The 15,426-nt window shown below is 73.0% G+C and carries 12 protein-coding genes and 1 pseudogene; 8 read left to right on the top strand and 5 right to left on the bottom strand.

Annotated features, from left to right (window positions below):
- Positions 1–19: 19 nt before the first annotated feature.
- Entirely contained in the window at positions 20–916 is an 897-nt protein-coding gene (locus ONA70_RS14765) for an SDR family oxidoreductase (RefSeq protein ID WP_265006988.1), read from the bottom strand.
- Positions 917–1,130: 214 nt separating this feature from the next.
- On the opposite strand from ONA70_RS14765, the gene ONA70_RS14770 reads away from it, so the two are divergent.
- The 4 genes and pseudogenes from ONA70_RS14770 (at position 1,131) to ONA70_RS14785 (ending at position 4,271) form a co-directional block, all read left to right on the top strand.
- A complete protein-coding gene (locus ONA70_RS14770; RefSeq protein ID WP_265007001.1) occupies positions 1,131–1,871 on the top strand; it encodes a response regulator transcription factor in 741 nt (246 codons plus the stop codon).
- Positions 1,849–3,372 carry a sensor histidine kinase gene (locus ONA70_RS14775; protein ID WP_265006989.1) on the top strand — a complete coding sequence of 508 codons (1,524 nt, stop codon included), beginning with the start codon at positions 1,849–1,851 and terminating at the stop codon, positions 3,370–3,372. The genes ONA70_RS14770 and ONA70_RS14775 overlap by 23 nt, the downstream gene beginning before the upstream one ends.
- Positions 3,342–3,518: pseudogene (locus ONA70_RS14780) on the top strand (glycosyltransferase family 2 protein); the annotation flags it as partial. The gene ONA70_RS14775 and the pseudogene ONA70_RS14780, both read left to right, overlap by 31 nt.
- 54 nt (positions 3,519–3,572) lie before the next feature.
- A complete protein-coding gene (locus ONA70_RS14785) occupies positions 3,573–4,271 on the top strand; it encodes a helix-turn-helix transcriptional regulator (protein ID WP_265006991.1) in 699 nt (232 codons plus the stop codon).
- 22 nt (positions 4,272–4,293) lie between these two features.
- On the opposite strand, the gene ONA70_RS14790 is transcribed toward ONA70_RS14785, so the two are convergent.
- The gene (locus ONA70_RS14790) at positions 4,294–4,692 is read right to left on the bottom strand and encodes a VOC family protein (protein ID WP_265006992.1); all 399 of its coding nucleotides are present in this window, start codon (positions 4,690–4,692) and stop codon (positions 4,294–4,296) included.
- A gap of 181 nt (positions 4,693–4,873) precedes the next feature.
- Between ONA70_RS14790 and ONA70_RS14795 the strand changes: the two genes are divergently transcribed.
- The 4 genes from ONA70_RS14795 (at position 4,874) to ONA70_RS14810 (ending at position 9,970) form a co-directional block, all read left to right on the top strand.
- Positions 4,874–5,023 carry a hypothetical protein gene (locus ONA70_RS14795; RefSeq protein WP_265006993.1) on the top strand — a complete coding sequence of 50 codons (150 nt, stop codon included), beginning with the start codon at positions 4,874–4,876 and terminating at the stop codon, positions 5,021–5,023.
- Between the two features lie 4 nt (positions 5,024–5,027).
- Entirely contained in the window at positions 5,028–6,443 is a 1,416-nt protein-coding gene (locus ONA70_RS14800; RefSeq protein ID WP_265006994.1) for an SAM-dependent methyltransferase, read from the top strand.
- Entirely contained in the window at positions 6,436–8,478 is a 2,043-nt protein-coding gene (locus ONA70_RS14805; protein ID WP_265006995.1) for a sulfatase-like hydrolase/transferase, read from the top strand. The genes ONA70_RS14800 and ONA70_RS14805 overlap by 8 nt, the downstream gene beginning before the upstream one ends.
- 208 nt (positions 8,479–8,686) lie before the next feature.
- Positions 8,687–9,970, top strand: a complete 1,284-nt coding sequence (locus tag ONA70_RS14810; protein WP_265006996.1) for a citrate synthase — start codon at positions 8,687–8,689, stop codon at positions 9,968–9,970.
- Between the two features lie 74 nt (positions 9,971–10,044).
- Here ONA70_RS14810 and ONA70_RS14815 read toward each other — a convergent pair whose 3' ends face one another.
- The 3 genes from ONA70_RS14815 to ONA70_RS14825 all read right to left on the bottom strand — a co-directional run.
- Positions 10,045–12,867, bottom strand: coding sequence for a M14 family zinc carboxypeptidase (locus tag ONA70_RS14815; protein ID WP_265006997.1), 2,823 nt, complete (start codon positions 12,865–12,867; stop codon positions 10,045–10,047).
- A gap of 94 nt (positions 12,868–12,961) precedes the next feature.
- Positions 12,962–13,666 (bottom strand): fasciclin domain-containing protein, encoded by a 705-nt coding sequence (locus ONA70_RS14820; RefSeq protein ID WP_265006998.1) that lies wholly within the window; start codon positions 13,664–13,666, stop codon positions 12,962–12,964.
- Between the two features lie 73 nt (positions 13,667–13,739).
- Positions 13,740–15,426: M14 family zinc carboxypeptidase (locus ONA70_RS14825; RefSeq protein WP_265006999.1), on the bottom strand; the 1,687-nt coding region annotated here is incomplete at its 5' end.

The following is a 15,426-nucleotide window of genomic DNA, read 5'->3' on the forward strand; positions in this document are numbered from 1 at the left end:
ACCACCTCCACCGGCGCGCTCACCGCCGTGCCTCCGGCGGCGTGCTCACGCCGAACCCGCGGCCCAGCGCCCGGGACTGCTCCTCAACCAGCGGCACCATGGTCCGCGCGGTACGCCCGATCAGCCAGTCGGCGACCGGGCTGACCAGCAGCGACCGCACCGCCTGCACGCCGCCGACGGCGCGCGGTACGTACACCCTTCGTTGGCGGCGTTCGATCGCCCGGACGAACGCGGCGGCGCACTCCCGCACGGAGGTCGTCCGCCGCATCGGCCAGGGCAGCCGGCCCAGGACCGCCTCGAACGCCGGCAGGTCGGCCCGCGCCTCGCGGACCAGGTCGGTGTCCACCCAGGACGGGTGAGCCGTCCCCACCGCCACGCCGCGGTGCGCCAGTTCCAGCCGGATCGCGGTGCCGAAGTGCTCCGCACCGGCCTTCGACGCGCAGTAGGCGGCCATCCCCGGCAGCGCCGCGAACGCGGCGGCCGAGGAGACGATCAGCAGGTAACCTCGCCGGGCGGTGAGCGCCTCCACCGTCGCGGCCGCCGTCCGCAGCACCCCGACCAGGTTCACCTGGACGGTGCGGACCAGCGCCTCGATGTCGCCGACGGCGATGGTGCCCCGGTTGGCCACCCCGGCGTTCGCCACCACCGCGTCGATGCCACCGAGCGCGGCGACGGTGCCCTCGACCGCCGCGTCCAGGGCGGCCTGGTCGGTGACGTCGGCGGCGAACCAGACGTGCTCGGGGCCCAGCTCGGCGGCGAGCGCGGCCAGCCGCTCCGGCTCCAGGCCCACCAGGGCCAGCTTCGCGCCCCGTGCGGCGGCGAGCCGGGCGGTGTGTTCGCCGATGCCGCGGGCCGCCCCGGTCACCAGCACCACCTTGCCGGCCAGCCGGCCGGCCGGACGACCGTCGATCGACATGCCGGCAAGTTACCACCGGGTAGCAGGCTGGGGAAAGGTCGCCGGGCGAATCCACGGCCAGGCCCGCACGCCCTGCCCGGCCAGCCAGTCCGGGCCGTCCGCGCCACCGTCGCGGAGGCGATACGCCGGAACCGCCCGTCCGACCCGCACAGCTGGTACACAGGATCGGGACAGGCCCGCCACAGCGGGGCGTCCCACGATGGGGGACATGGTCATGGACGGGCGGGCCGCGCAGGGCCGGATCGAGCTGCGCCGACCGGACGGGGAGCCGGTACGGGTGCTGGTGGTGGACGACGAGTCGACCCTCACCGATCTCCTCTCGATGGCGCTGCGCTACGAGGGCTGGCAGGTCGCCGCCGCCGGCAACGGGATGGCCGCGATCAGCACCGCCCGGCAGTTCAAGCCGGACGCCGTGGTGCTCGACGTGATGCTGCCCGACCTGGACGGCTTCCAGGTGCTGCGCCGGCTGCGTGAGGAGAGCCCCACTGTGCCGGTGCTCTTCCTGACCGCCCGCGACGCGGTCGAGGAGCGGATCGCCGGGCTCACCGTGGGCGGCGACGACTACGTCACCAAGCCGTTCAGCCTGGAGGAGGTGATCGCCCGGCTGCGCGCCCTGCTGCGCCGCTCCGGGTTCGCGGTCGCCACCCGCGAGGACGCCGTACTCACCGTCGGCGACCTCAGCCTCGACGAGGACAGCCACGAGGTACGCCGGGGCGGCGACCTGATCACCCTCACCGCCACCGAGTTCGAGCTGCTGCGCTATCTGATGCGCAACCCGCGCCGGGTGCTCAGCAAGGCGCAGATCCTCGACCGGGTCTGGAACTACGACTTCGGCGGCCAGGCCAACGTCGTCGAGCTGTACATCTCGTACCTGCGCAAGAAGATCGACGCGGGCCGCGAGCCGATGATCCACACGCTGCGGGGCGCCGGGTATGTCCTCAAGCCGGCGGAGTGACCTCGCGCGGCGGGTGCGTCGCCGACTCGCCGGCTGGTCGCTGCGCCGTCGGCTGGTGCTCTCCGTGGTGGCGCTGCTCGCCCTGGTCAGCCTCGGCATCGGCGGACTGACCACGGTCGCCCTGCGGCACTTCCTGATCGGCCAGGTCGACAACCAGCTCACCATGAACGACCGGCGCGGCGGTGCCGACGGGCCGCCCTGGCCGCGTCTGGGCGTGGATCCGCAGCGGCCCGACCCGTGCGTGCAACCCACACTGGAGCCGCCGCGCGGCTTTCCGACCGGCTCGATCGCGATGCGGATCGCCTGCGGGGCCACGACGGCGACGGCCCGAGCCGAGTCCGGGAGCGTGGACACCGTTCCCGCCACCGACGTCACCACGCTTGCCGCGCTGCCGCTCGACGGGCAGCCCCGCACGGTGGAGCTCGGCGACCGGGGTGACTATCGCGCGGTGGCCCATCGCGCGCCCGACGGTGACGTACTCGCCGTCGCCATCCCGCTCTCCTCGATGGAGGAGACCGTCATGTGGATGGTCGTCGCGCAGGCCGGCGTGATCACCGCCGGGCTGCTCATCGCCGGCAGTCTCGGCCTGCTGATCGTCCGGGCCACGCTGCGTCCGCTGAACCGGGTGGCCGCCACCGCGGCGCGGGTCACCGAGCTGCCGCTGGACCGGGGCGAGGTGGCGCTGTCGGTACGGGTGCCGGAGGCCGACACCGACCCGCGTACCGAGGTGGGGCAGGTGGGCGGCGCGCTCAACCGGATGCTCGGCCACGTCGCCGCCGCGCTCGCCGCCCGGCAGGCCAGCGAGACCCGGGTCCGCCAGTTTGTCGCCGACGCCAGCCACGAGTTGCGGACGCCCCTGGCGGCGATCCGCGGCTACGCCGAGGTGGCCCGGCGCGGCCGGGACGAGGTGCCGCCGGACGTGGCGCACGCGCTGCGCCGGGTGGAGTCGGAGAGCACCCGGATGACCAGGCTTGTCGACGACCTGCTGCTGCTCGCCCGCCTCGACTCCGGCCGGCCCCTCGGGGCCGAACCGGTCGACCTCACCGCGCTGGTGGTGAACGCGGTCAGCGACGCCCACGTGGCCGGTCCCGAGCACCGCTGGCAGCTCGACCTGCCCGACGAACCGGTGAGCGTCACCGGCGACGCCCACCGGCTGCACCAGGTGGTGGCGAACCTGCTCGCCAACGCGCGGGTGCACACCCCGCCCGGCACCACCGTCACCACCCGGCTCGCCCCGGTCCCCGACGGCGTGGAACTCAGCGTGGCCGACGACGGCCCCGGTATCCCCGCCGAGCTCCAGCCGGAGGTCTTCGAACGCTTCGCCCGGGGGGACAGCTCGCGCTCCCGGGCGCACGGCAGCACGGGCCTCGGCCTGGCCATCGTGGCCGCCGTGGTGGAGGCCCACCACGGCCGGGTCGACGTGACCAGCCGCCCCGGGCGGACCGTGTTCACGGTACGGCTGCCGGGAGGCTGCTCGCCTTCGCCCTCGGCCTGGCCCTGACCAGCGGATCGCTGGCCGTGCTGCACGCGGCCGCAGGTACGCCGCCGCGGGCACTGGAGCTGACCGTCCTGGTCGCCGCGAACCTCGCGGCCACCGCTCTCCGCTTCATCCTGCTCCGCCTCGCCATGCACCACCGCCGCCCCTGACCACCACGCGACCACACCTTCATGATCAACAACCGTGTGTGACAGGGTGGGGCGATGTACCGGGAACGGGCGGCCGACGGGATCGCGGGGGCGGTGTCGTGGGAGAGCGTCTCCCGCGGCGGGGCGCCCACGCGGGTGCTGCCGGACGGGTGTCTGGACCTGCTCTGGTCCAGCCGGGCCGGGTTGCTGGTTGCCGGGCCGGACCGCACCGCCCACCTGTCGGTGAGCGTGCCGGGGGAGCGCTGGGTCGGGCTGCGCCTCCCGCCCGGCGTCGGACCGGTGGTCTTCGGGGTGCCCGCCCACGAGCTGCGGGACCGGCGGGTACCTCTCGCCGATCTGTGGGGCCGGGAGGCCGGGCGGCTGGCGGACCGGATCGACGACGGGCGGGCGGCGGACGCCGTGCTGGAGGCGGTCGCGATGGCGCGGCTGCGGGCGGTCGGGGGTCCGGACCCGCTCGGGGCCCGCGTCGCCGCCCGGCTGGCGGCCGGCGCGAGCGTAGCCGCCACCGCCGCCGAGGTCGGCCTCGGCGCGCGGGCCCTGCACCGGCGCAGCCAGCTCCTCTTCGGGTACGGCCCGAAGACCCTCGCCCGCATCCTCCGGATGCGCCGGGCCCTCGACCTGGCCCACGACGGCGCCCCGCTGGCCGAGGTCGCGGCGATCGCCGGGTACGCGGACCAGGCCCATTTCACCCGCGAGGTGACCGAACTGGCCGGCGTACCCCCGACCCGCCTGCTGCCCGCCGGCCGGGCCTGACCACCAGGCCGGGGTCGCGGCGTCAGTCGCTCTTGAGCGGGGCGAACAGGTCGACGCCGTTGCCGTCCGGGTCGTGCAGCACGGCGTACCGCTGGCCCCAGAAGGCGTCCCAGGGCGGCAGGTGCCCGTGGTGGCCGGCGGCGGTCAGCTCGGCGTACCACCGGTCCACCTCGGTCGGGTCGGCGCAGCGGAAGGCCAGGCCCATCCGGGGACTGCCGGTGGCCGGGGTGCGGCCCGGGTCGAAGGTGCGCACCATCTCGGCCGCGTCCCAGGCGAGCCGGACGCCGTTGTCGAGGGTGATCTCCACGTGCGGTTCGGTCTCCGCGCCGGGTGGGATCGGCAGCCCCAGCCGGCGGTAGAAGTCGAGCGTACGGGCCATGTCGGTGACGACCATGCCGATCAGATCGAAGTGCGGTGTCATGCCCGCCACGGTAGGGGCACGCGGGGCCTGCGGTCTTGAACGGAACGGACGGATGCGAGTGGCCGGTGTGGGCTTCACGGCCGAGTGCCGGGGCGTACGGTGTAGGACAAGTCCGGCTTAGCGGGTTAAAGCCCCCCATATCGGCCTGGGCTCCGACAACCGTCGAGGGAAGGGAGCAGCCGTGACGCACCTGGCCTACCTGGACGCGGGATCCGGCAGCCTGATCGTGCAGGCGCTGGTCGGCGGGGTGGCCGGCGCCGCGGTCGCCGCCAAGCTCTACTGGCGTCGCCTGGTCGCCCGGTTCCGCCGTCAGCCCACCGACCAGGGCTGACCGCGTGGCCGTCCCCGACAGCGGCGTCCGCCTCGACCCCGGCTCCTTCCGCGACCCCGGCAGCCGGGTCTTCCACCGGCGCGGCGAGGTGCTCCGCGGCCTGGACGAGCGGTCTGCCCGCGACTGGCGCGCTCTCGCGGTCAGCGACTTCTTCCGCGACCTGCTCGCCGCCGGCAAGGTCTGTGGCACCGAGGAGCTGATCCCCACCCCGGTCGACGCGCCCTGGGCGGCGGTGCTCCGCCACGAGCGCATCCCGTTCGTCACCCACCCCTACGAGTGGTCGTACGGGATGCTGCGCGACGCCGCGCTGCTGCACCTGGAGATCCTCGCGGCGGCCCTCGCGGCCGGCTTCACCACCAAGGACGGCTCGGCATACAACCTCCAGTGGCGGGGCGTCGCGCCCGTCTTCATCGACGTCGGCTCGTTCGAGCCGGTCCGGGACGGGGAGCCCTGGGCCGGCTACCGGCAGTTCTGCCAGACCCTGCTCTATCCGTTGCTGCTCCAGGCCCACCTCGGGCTGGACTTCCAGCCCTGGCTGCGGGCCCGGATCGACGGCATCGAGCCGGAGCAGATGCGCCGCCTCTTCGGCGGCGCCCGCCGGCTGCGGGCCGGTGTGCTCACCCACGTTCACCTGCACGGCGCGATGCAGTCGCGCAACGCCGGCGCGAGCACCAGCGAGGTACGCGCCCAGCTGCGGGCCGCTGGCTACTCCCGTGAGCTGGCCCTGGCGACCGTACGCGGGCTGACCAGGCTGGTCCGTCGGCTGGACCACCGGCCGGGGGAGAGCCACTGGGCGGACTACCAGCGCACCTGCGCGTACTCGGTGCCGGACCGGCAGGCCAAGGAGGGCTTCGTCGACCGGGCGGTGGCCGCCACCGGGCCCGGCCTCGTGCTCGACCTGGGCGCCAACGACGGCCGGTACGCCCGGATCGCCGCCCGGCACGCCGACTACGTGGTCGCGGTCGAGCAGGATCCGGCCATCGTCGACGCCCTCTACCGGGCGCTGCGGGACGAGGGGGAGCGGCGGATCCTGCCGTTGCTGTTGGACCTGGCCGATCCGTCGCCGGGCGGCGGCTGGCGGGGTGCCGAGCGGGCCGCCTTCGCCGACCGGGCCCGGGCCGACGTCGTCCTCGCCCTGGCTCTGGTGCACCACCTGGCGATCGGTCGCAACGTGCCGCTGGCCGCGGTGCTGGACCAGCTCGTCGAGCTCGGTACGGCCGGCGGCACGCTGGTGGCGGAGTTCGTCCACCCCGAGGATCCGATGGCCCGCCGCCTGCTGGCCAACAAGCCCGACGGGCTCTTCCCCGACTACCGGCTGGAGACGTTCGAGACACTGCTCGCCGCGCGCGGCCGGGTCGTCCGCCGGCTCGAGCTGCCCTCCGGCACCCGGACGCTCTACCAGGTGGTGATCGGTGGCTGACACGCTCGCGCCCCCACGATCCCGGCCGGAGGCGCCCGCGGCGCTCCGGCGCCGGCGCGGCTGGCGGCGCGAGGCGGGCCGGCTGCTGGAGGTGGTGGCGCTGGTCGGGTTGGTGGTCACCCAGCCGCTGCTGGACGTGCTCGGCCACAGCCCCGACTTCTTCCTGTTCCACCGGGCCTCCCCGGCCGACGTGCTGCTGCTGGTGGCCCTGATCGCGATCGCGCCGACCGTGCCGTTCGCCCTGGTCGGCGCGATCGGTCTGGTCGCCGGTCGGGTCGTCCGGGCCGGCGTGCACACCCTCCTGGTGGGGCTGCTGCTGGCCGGGCTCGCGGTCCAGATCGGACGGCACGGGACGCCGCTGCGGGGCGTACCGCTGCTGCTGCTGGCGGGGGTGGCCGGCGCCGCCGGAGCGGCCGCGCACCGCCGGTGGCGTGCTCTCGGCCGGGTGCTGCGGGTGGCCGCGGCCGGCCCGGTGGTCTTCGTCGGCCTGTTCCTGTTCGCCTCGCCGGCCTCGGCGGTGGTGCTGCCCCGGGGGCACGCGGGCGCCGCCGGGGTGGCCGGCGCGGGCGCCCACCCGCCGGTGGTCATGATCGTCCTGGACGAGCTGCCGCTGGTCTCGCTGCTCGGCCCGGACGGGAAGATCGACGCCACCCGGTACCCGCACTTCGCCGAGCTGGCCGCCGGCTCGACCTGGTACCGCGACGCCACCGGGGTCAGCGGCTGGACCCCCTACGCCCTGCCCGCCATGCTGACCGGCCGGTATCCCGCCCACGGGGTCGCCCCGCACTACTCGCAGTACCCGGACAACCTGTTCACCGCCCTCGGCGGCCTGTACGAGATCAAGGCCGAGGAGAGCATCACCCGGCTCTGCCCGCCCAGCCGCTGCGACCAGCCGGCCAGCCCGCAGCAGGGGCTCGGCGTGCTGGTCCGGGAGAGCGGCAAGCTGCTGCGCCAGGTCACCGCCCCGGTGGACAGCCGGGCTGATCCGGAGGACTCCTACCGGGAGCTGACCCGCGCCGAGGCGGGGCTGGACGCCGCCGAGCCGGTCCCGGACGACCCGAAGTTCCGCTGGGACACCCTGGACGACAACCAGCCGGCCCGGTTCACCAGCTTCCTGGCCGGCCTGCGCCCGTCGTCCCGGCCCACCCTGCACTTCCTGCACCTGCTGATGCCCCACTCGCCGTGGGCGTACCTGCCGTCCGGGGCGCACTACGCGGCGCCGGAGGACCTGCCCAACGACGGCGCCGGCTGGGTGGACCTGGCCCGCCAGCGGCACCTCGCCCAGCTCGGCTACACCGACCGGCTGATCGGCGAGACGCTGCGCACCCTGCGCGCCACCGGCCTGTACGACAAGGCGCTGATCCTGGTCACCGCCGACCACGGGGTGAGCTTCTTGAAGGACTGGCAGGGCCGGGGGATGGACGCCATCCACCACGCCGCCGATCAGGTCGCCTGGGTGCCGATGTTCGTCAAGGAGCCGGGCCAGCGCACCGGCCGGGTCGACGACCGGAACTGGCAGCACGTGGACCTGCTCCCCACCATCCTCGACGAGACCCACATTCGGGTGCCCTGGCGGATGGACGGCCGCTCGGCGAAGCAGTCGCCGCGGGGCGGGCCGGACAAGCTCTTCTACGACCGGCCCGGGGAGCCGGTGACGATCAGCGGCGGGGTGCCGTCCCCGCCCGCCGCCCCGGCCCCCGACCCGCTGGTCGGCACCAGGATCGGCGGCAAACCCGCCGGCGGTACGGCCACGGTGGCGAACCTCGGCGCGTTCCGCGCCGTCGACCCCGCCCGCGGTGAGTTGCCCGCCCTGGTCTGGGGCACGGTGCCGGCGTCGGTGCCGGACGGCACGAAGCTCGCGGTGGCGGTCAACGGCACGGTCGGCGCGGTCGTCCCGGTCGTCGCGCCCGACAAGGGCGGCCGGCGGTTCGCCGCGTTCCTGCCCGACGACCGGCTCTTCGCCGCCGGGGCCAACCGCCTCGACATCTACCGGATCGGCGCCGACCGCAGCCTGCGCCGGCTGGCCCTGTCCTGACCGGCCGCCCTACCTGGCGGTAGCCTTACCGGCCGCGCCGCCCCCGGGCCGGGGTGGCCGCGCTCCCACCGGTTTCCCAGCCGGCAAGTCGGGAATCGGGTGATGCACGCCTCACCACCGAACCATGACGAGCGGTGTCCTCCCGACCGTAAGTACGGTAAAAGCGAAGGCAATTCAACGAAGATCTTGCCGGCGAAGCGAGGAACACATGACGGAAGTCAAGCTCGACCACCCCGGTGGGCAGCTGTCGATGCCGGTGCAGTCCGCGGTCGAGGGCCCCGCCGGCATCAAGGTGGGCAACCTGCTCAAGGAAACCGGGATGACCACCTACGACCCCGGTTTCGTCAACACCGCGTCCTGTTCGTCCGCGATCACCTACATCGATGGTGACGCGGGCATCCTGCGGTACCGGGGCTACCCCATCGAGCAGTTGGCCGAGAAGTCCTCCTTCCTGGAGGTCTCCTACCTGCTGATCTACGGCGAGCTGCCGACCCAGGCGCAGCTGGCCGAGTTCAGCGAGCGGATCCGGCGGCACTCGCTGCTGCACGAGGAGATGCGTCGCTTCTTCGACGGCTTCCCGCGTGACGCGCACCCGATGGCCGTGCTCTCGTCCGCGGTGAGCGCGATCTCCACCTTCTACCAGGACAGCCTGGACCCGTTCGACTCCGAGCACGTGGAGATGTCCACGGTGCGGCTGATGGCGAAGGTGCCCACCATCGCCTCGTACGCGTACAAGAAGTCGATCGGGCAGCCGCTGCTGTACCCGGACAACTCGCTCGGCTACGTCGAGAACTTCCTTCGGATGACCTTCGGCGTGCCGGCCGAGCCGTACGAGGTCGACCCGGTGGTCGCCAAGGTGCTGGACATGCTCTTCATCCTGCACGCCGACCACGAGCAGAACTGCTCCACCTCGACCGTGCGCCTGGTCGGCTCCAGCAACGCCAACCTGTTCGCCTCGGTCTCGGCCGGCGTCAACGCGCTCTTCGGCCCGCTGCACGGCGGCGCGAACCAGGCCGTGCTGGAGATGCTCCAGAAGATCCAGGCCGACGGCGGCGACGTCCGTTCCTTCGTGCAGAAGGTGAAGGACAAGCAGGATGGCGTGAAGCTGATGGGCTTCGGCCACCGGGTCTACAAGAACTACGACCCGCGTGCCGCGATCGTGAAGAAGGCCGCCCAGGACGTGCTGGACCGGATGGCCAAGCCCGACCCGCTGCTGGACCTCGCCGTGCAGCTGGAGGAGATCGCGCTCGCCGACGACTTCTTCGTCTCCCGCCGGCTCTACCCGAACGTGGACTTCTACACCGGCCTGATCTACAAGGCCGTGGGCTTCCCGACCAAGATGTTCACGGTGCTGTTCGCCCTGGGTCGACTGCCCGGCTGGATCGCCCAGTGGCGCGAGATGATCAACGACCCGGAGACCAAGATCGGCCGCCCGCGGCAGATCTACACCGGCTACGCCGAGCGGGACTACGTCCCCGCCGAGCAGCGCTGACCCCGGTCTGACCACGACGAAAAGGCCGCCGACCCCGAACGGGGTCGGCGGCCTTCGCCGTTTCGGCTGGTGCGTCAGGCCACCAGGGAGCGCAGCGGGATCTGCGCGTCCCGGAGGGCGTTCACCAGGTCCCGCAGGTACGGGTGCTCGTCGGCCTGCAGGCCGTCCCGGTTCGGGATCACCAGGTAGGCCGACCCGTTCACCACGGAGACCCGGGCGGTGCCGGTGTACCGGGCGACGACCGCCTCGGCGCGGTCGCGGTCACCGGCCGCCACCTCGACGGTGATCGGCCGCCACTCGCCGCCCAAGTTCTCCGCCACCGGCGCCGCCGCGGCGGCGGCCCGGGCCGGGTCGACGCCGGTCGTGCGGCTCAGGGCGGCCCGGTTCGGCGCCGCGCCCGCGCGCGACGGGTAGAGCAGCGCGTTGGCCACCAGGTGCTGCGCGTTCTCGGTGTACGCCCGGAAGAGCGGGTTGAACGCGAACAGCACCGCCCGGCCGGCGCCGGTCGGCTCGTCCACCAGCGCGACCGTCCCCTTCAGCGCGTCGCTGCCCACCGAGTAGCCGTTCGACCAGAAGGTGTTGTCGGACGGGTAGCTGAGCACGTTGGTGCCGGTGCTGCTCGGGTTCAGGATCGAGTCCTCGTTGTTGAACGCGAAGTCCTCCGCCGGGCGACCCAGCGCGACCGGGCTGTCGTGATCGACGTCGACCCGCAGTTGCGAGCCGGGCACCTGGTAGCCGCCCGGCTTCGCCTTCTCCGTCGTCGAGGTCAACCCGGCGGCCCGGGCCATCCGGGTGCCCTCGTTCCGCAACCCGATGTAGGTGTGGCCCTGGGCGATCCAGTTTCGCAGATTGGCCTGCCCGGCGGCGGTGAGCCCGCCGGTCGGGCTGCTGCCATCCGGCACGAGCAGCACGGTGCGTTCGGTGAACGCGGGGACGTTGTCGTTGATGTCGGCGGTGGTCACCGGCTTCAGGTCCAGGCCCCACCGCTTGCCCAGCACGTACCGGGCCTCGCCGTGCGAGCCGGAGGTGGTGGAGATGCCGGTGCCCTGGAACAGCCCGACGTCCGGCAGGTCCACCGGCGTCCCGCTGGCCGCCGTGTCATGCGGGCTCAGGGTCACCCCGAGCGACCGGGCCAGCTGGTCGAGCTCCGGGGTCAGGCTCCTGGCGGCGAAGCCGACCACGCTGGTCTCGAGGTCACGGACCAGCGGCACGCCCTGGCCGAGCAGCCGGAAGGTGAGCTCGGCCGCCGCCGCGGAGTCCAGCGGGTACTCGTACGAGCCGTTCGCCCCGGCCGCCGAGGTCTTGCCGCCCGAGATCCCACGGACGAGCTGGGCCTGGGGCCGGACGTCGTCGCCGGTGTAGATGGTGTCCACACCCATCAGCAGTGGGTTGCTCCAGGCCGACACGTCGTAGAAGTAGGGGAACGGCACGTACGCGTCCTCGCCCATGATCGCCTGGATCCAGTGCTTCTGCGGCTGGTCCATCGGGATCCAGTACGCGCCCACCGGCACCGTCACGTCGGTCGCGGTGCGCCCGCCGGAAATCCGCGCGCTGGGCACCGTGGTCGGCTTGGTCACCTCGTACACCTCGACGTCCATCCGGCGCAGCCGCTCGACCAGCCGGCGCACGTCGCCGAGCTGGCGGTCGGGGAGCAGGAAGTACGAGCGGATCTTGACGTCCGGCACCGGGAACTGCACGGTGTTGGTCGGCTGGACGACCTCGTTGGGCTCCAGCGTGCCGGCCTTGCCCTCGGCGAGCGCGTCCGTCCAGATCTTGAAGTAGCCGCTCAGCACCTCGTGCTTGTTCGCGGCGGCCCAGCCGAGGGTCGACCACTGGGTGTGGAACTGCTGCTGGACCCGGTCGGCCACCGCCGACGCGCTGCCCTTCTCGAAGGTCATGCCGGCGGCGCCGAAGCCGGCGGCCGGCACCGTGTCGCCGTAGCCCATGAAGAACAGGTCGTACCGCGCGTAGTTGAAGTAGCACTCGGTGGTCACGGCCCCGCCACAGGCGCCGTTGAAGCCGAAGCCCGCCTTGTTCGCCTCGCCGATCCGGTTGATCCAGTCGACGTTCTCGCTCGAGATCTCGTGGTGGATCGGGTCGGCGTTCGGCGGGAAGAAGTACTGCCGGCCACCCATCTCGTGGGCGTCGATGAAGACCTGCGGCGGGTACTGCCGCAGGAGTTCGATCTTGCCGTCGGTCTCCTGCTGGGTCCGGGCGAACCAGTCCCGGTTCATGTCGAAGCCGTACTCGTTCTGCCGGCGGCTGGCGTCGCGGCCGTCCGGGTTCTGCGTCGGCACGATGACGGTGACCAGGTTGTCGTTGCGCTCGGCGACGGCACAGGACAGCCCGGAGGCCAGCTCGTACAGGGTCTTGAGGGCGGCGTCGGTGCCGCTCTTCTCCCCGCCGTGCACGTTCCCGGCCACCCAGACGATGGCCGGGCGGTCGGTCGCGGTCTCGGCGGCCTTCTTCGCCGTGATCCCACGCGGGTCACGCAGGTCGCGGATGTCCCGGGCGATCTGCTGCAGGGCACCCTGCTGGACGTGCCGCTCGTTCGAGACGATCGCGTACGGCAGCGGCTGGCCGAGCACGCTGGTCGCCATGACGCCGGTGACCACCCGGTCGGAGGCGTCGTCGACGGCCTTCAGATAGCTGCGGACCTCGTCGTTGGTGACGACGCGCTCTTGGCCGGTGCCGAGCGGGAAGCCCAGCGCGGACTCCGGGCTGGGCACGGTGGACAGTCGGGCGGCCGGGTCGGTGCTGCAGTTGGTGGACGTGGGGGCAGCGCCGGCCGGGGCGCTCCCGAGCAACGGCGTCAGGCCGGCCAGCAGGACCAGCGTGGCGACGCCGGCCGTTCTCTTCGTGCGGACCGCCCCGGGCGGTCGCTTCGACAGGCGCATCAGGATGCCTCTCTTCGCTGATTTGGGGGAGATCAACTGAGGTGGATCGAAACCCTATGACCTGCGGATTTCCGCGGTCAAGGCTCAGTTCGTTTCAATGGGCGCGATGGCCGCCCTGGTCGGCGGTGGTGGGCAGGCTGCCGAGCACCCGGTTGATGATGTGGATCCGTGCGTTGGCCACCCGGTAGTCGGCACACACGGTGTCCGCCTGGTCGGCCAGCCGGGCCGTCCCGCCGCCCCCGGTGACCGTCACCTTGGTGCCGGCGAGCGTGGTGACTCCGCCGGCCGCCACCATGTCGGACAGCGACAGCGACCCGGCGACCAGGTGTTCGCGGAGCAGGCCGCGGAGCTTGTCCTTGTCGGCCAGGAGTAGTTGGTCCAGGTTGTCCTCGGAGAACTTGGCGGCGAAGGCGTCGTCCGTCGGGGCCAGGATGGTCACCCCCGACCCGCCGTGCAGGTCGGCGGCCATCCCGGAGGCCCGTACCGCCGCCTCGAACGTGGTGAGGACGGGCAGCCACTGCAGGGCCGCGTCGGCCGGCTGACCGGCCAGGGACGCCGGGTTGCCCGGCTCGCTGCCGGAGGGCAGCAGGTCGCACAGGGGCCCGGTCACCGCTGCGGCCGCCGGCGCGCCGGCCCCGCCGGATGCGGCGGTCCGCTCGGCGCCGGCCCCGGAGCAGGCCGTGCCGGCGAGTACCAGGGACAGGGCGGCCCCGGCGAGCGCCGCCCTCCGTCGCGGCCGGACCGGCCGCCGGAGCCGGGAGAGGGATCGGGGCGGCGCGGGGAGGACGGGCTGGTCCACGGGGTTTCTCCGGTCGGTCGAGTCGTACCGGCAGGCCCGGGAGGTCGGGCCCGCCGGTACGACGATCAACGGGTCACAGGCTCGCGCACTGCCCGCTCTTCGGGCCCTCCACCGAGTTGCCCAGCTCCAGGTCGACCGGAGCAGCGGCGTTGCTGCTGCACTGCAGCGGACCGCTCACGGTGTTGGCCGCCAGCAGGGGCGCGTCGCCCTGGTTGGCCGACACCTCGACCGGGCCGTCGACAGTGGCGTCGACGACCACCACCGGACCGCTGGTCTGCGCGATCCGGACCGGGCCCGCCACCGAGGTGTCGGTCAGGAAGACCCCGGCCGCGCCGCTGGCGTCGACCGGACCGGTGATCGACGAGCCGGTCGCGATCAGCGTTCCGCCCGGCCGGACCCGGACCGAGCCGGTCACCGTGGCGTCCCGCAGGCAGGTCACCCCGGACACCACCAGTTGGCCGCTGTGCTCACCGGTCACGGTCGGGTACACCCGCTCGCCGTCCACCAGGTTCTCGACCCCCTGCCCGTCGAGCAGCAGGGGGATCAGCCCCCGCTCCGGCTGGGCCAGCGGGACCACGTACCCGTCGGCGACCTTGACCACCTTGTGGCCGTGCGCGGCGAGGCGCTGGGCCACGGTGGTGCGCTGGCCGGCAGGGCCGTCGGTGCGCTCGCCGTGGTACTGCTCCTCGGTGAGCTTGTACGCGCACGGCACGTTGTCGAGAATCAGGTCGTCCCGGGGCGCGTCGAGCGGCGGCGGGGCCTCCCCCGGGTGCGGCGACGGGTACGCCTCGATCGGCCGGGAGCCGCGGAAGACGATCCGGCCGGTGTTCGACACCTGGAAGGCGATCGCGTCGGCCCGCGCCGTGGTGATCTCCTTGAGGTTCGCCCGGTGGTAGTCGAGGAACTGGTTGAAGGTCCACATCGCGGAGTACGTCTTGCGCCGCCGGTTGTTCGCCGTGTTGCCCTCGTCCGGCCGGGTGGTGCCACCGGAGCTGCGCAGTTCCAGCAGCGAGTTGACGACGTTCTTAAGGCCCAGCGTGTTGCGCAGGATCGTCTCCTCGCTCAGGCCCACGTTGCCGCCGCCGTTGCACCCGTACGGGCAGGCCCACCAGCCGGCCTTGGCGCCCTGGGTGTACATGTGGCCCTCGATCATGTGCTGCGACTCGTCGAAGATCGACTGGGCCACGTTCTGGTGCCGCGGCGGCAGCATCGGCAGGTCGCCGGCGCTGGAGTTGCCGTACTCGTGCCCGTCGTAGCCGGCCACCGGACGGTATTGGCGCAGCATGTTGACCAGGGCGAAGGTCTCGGGCTGGCGGATCAGCGAGTAGTCGCGGTTCAGGTCCTGCCCGGTGGAGTTGCCCCGGGTGTTGGCCGCCCGGCCGTCCCCGTTGATGGTCGGGACGATGAGGACGGTGGTGTGCGACAGCAGGTCGATCGTCCGGGCGTCGGTGCTGAAGGCCAGCTTCCGCGCCATGATCAGGCAGCCCTCGCGGTCACCGGGCTCGTTGCCGTGCACGTTGCAGTTGACCATCACCGGCGAGGTCGCGGCCACCGCCTCCGGGGTGGCCGGCGGGGTGGGGTAGCCGATGACGAACATGTTGATCGGGCGGCCGAGCGCGGTCCTGCCGATCTCGGTGACCCGGACGCGGTCGCTCTGCTCGTCGATCGCCTTGGTGTACGCGTACTCGTTGACGTCGTTGGTGTACTGCGCCCCGAGGCTGGTTTCCCACTGGGTCCGCAGGTTCTCACCCGGCACGTTC

It is taken from the genome of Micromonospora yasonensis, assembly GCF_026013475.1.
GTDB lineage: Bacteria > Actinomycetota > Actinomycetes > Mycobacteriales > Micromonosporaceae > Micromonospora > Micromonospora yasonensis.

Excerpts from the sequence above, each read along its gene's own strand:
- ONA70_RS14765 (WP_265006988.1), bottom strand. The coding sequence starts at position 916 with ATGTCGATCGACGGTCGTCCGGCCGGCCGGCTGGCCGGCAAGGTGGTG.
- ONA70_RS14770 (WP_265007001.1), top strand. The coding sequence starts at position 1,131 with ATGGACGGGCGGGCCGCGCAGGGCCGGATCGAGCTGCGCCGACCGGAC.
- ONA70_RS14775 (WP_265006989.1), top strand. The coding sequence starts at position 1,849 with ATGTCCTCAAGCCGGCGGAGTGACCTCGCGCGGCGGGTGCGTCGCCGA.
- ONA70_RS14785 (WP_265006991.1), top strand. The coding sequence starts at position 3,573 with ATGTACCGGGAACGGGCGGCCGACGGGATCGCGGGGGCGGTGTCGTGG.
- ONA70_RS14790 (WP_265006992.1), bottom strand. The coding sequence starts at position 4,692 with ATGACACCGCACTTCGATCTGATCGGCATGGTCGTCACCGACATGGCC.
- ONA70_RS14810 (WP_265006996.1), top strand. The coding sequence starts at position 8,687 with ATGACGGAAGTCAAGCTCGACCACCCCGGTGGGCAGCTGTCGATGCCG.
- ONA70_RS14815 (WP_265006997.1), bottom strand. The coding sequence starts at position 12,867 with ATGCGCCTGTCGAAGCGACCGCCCGGGGCGGTCCGCACGAAGAGAACG.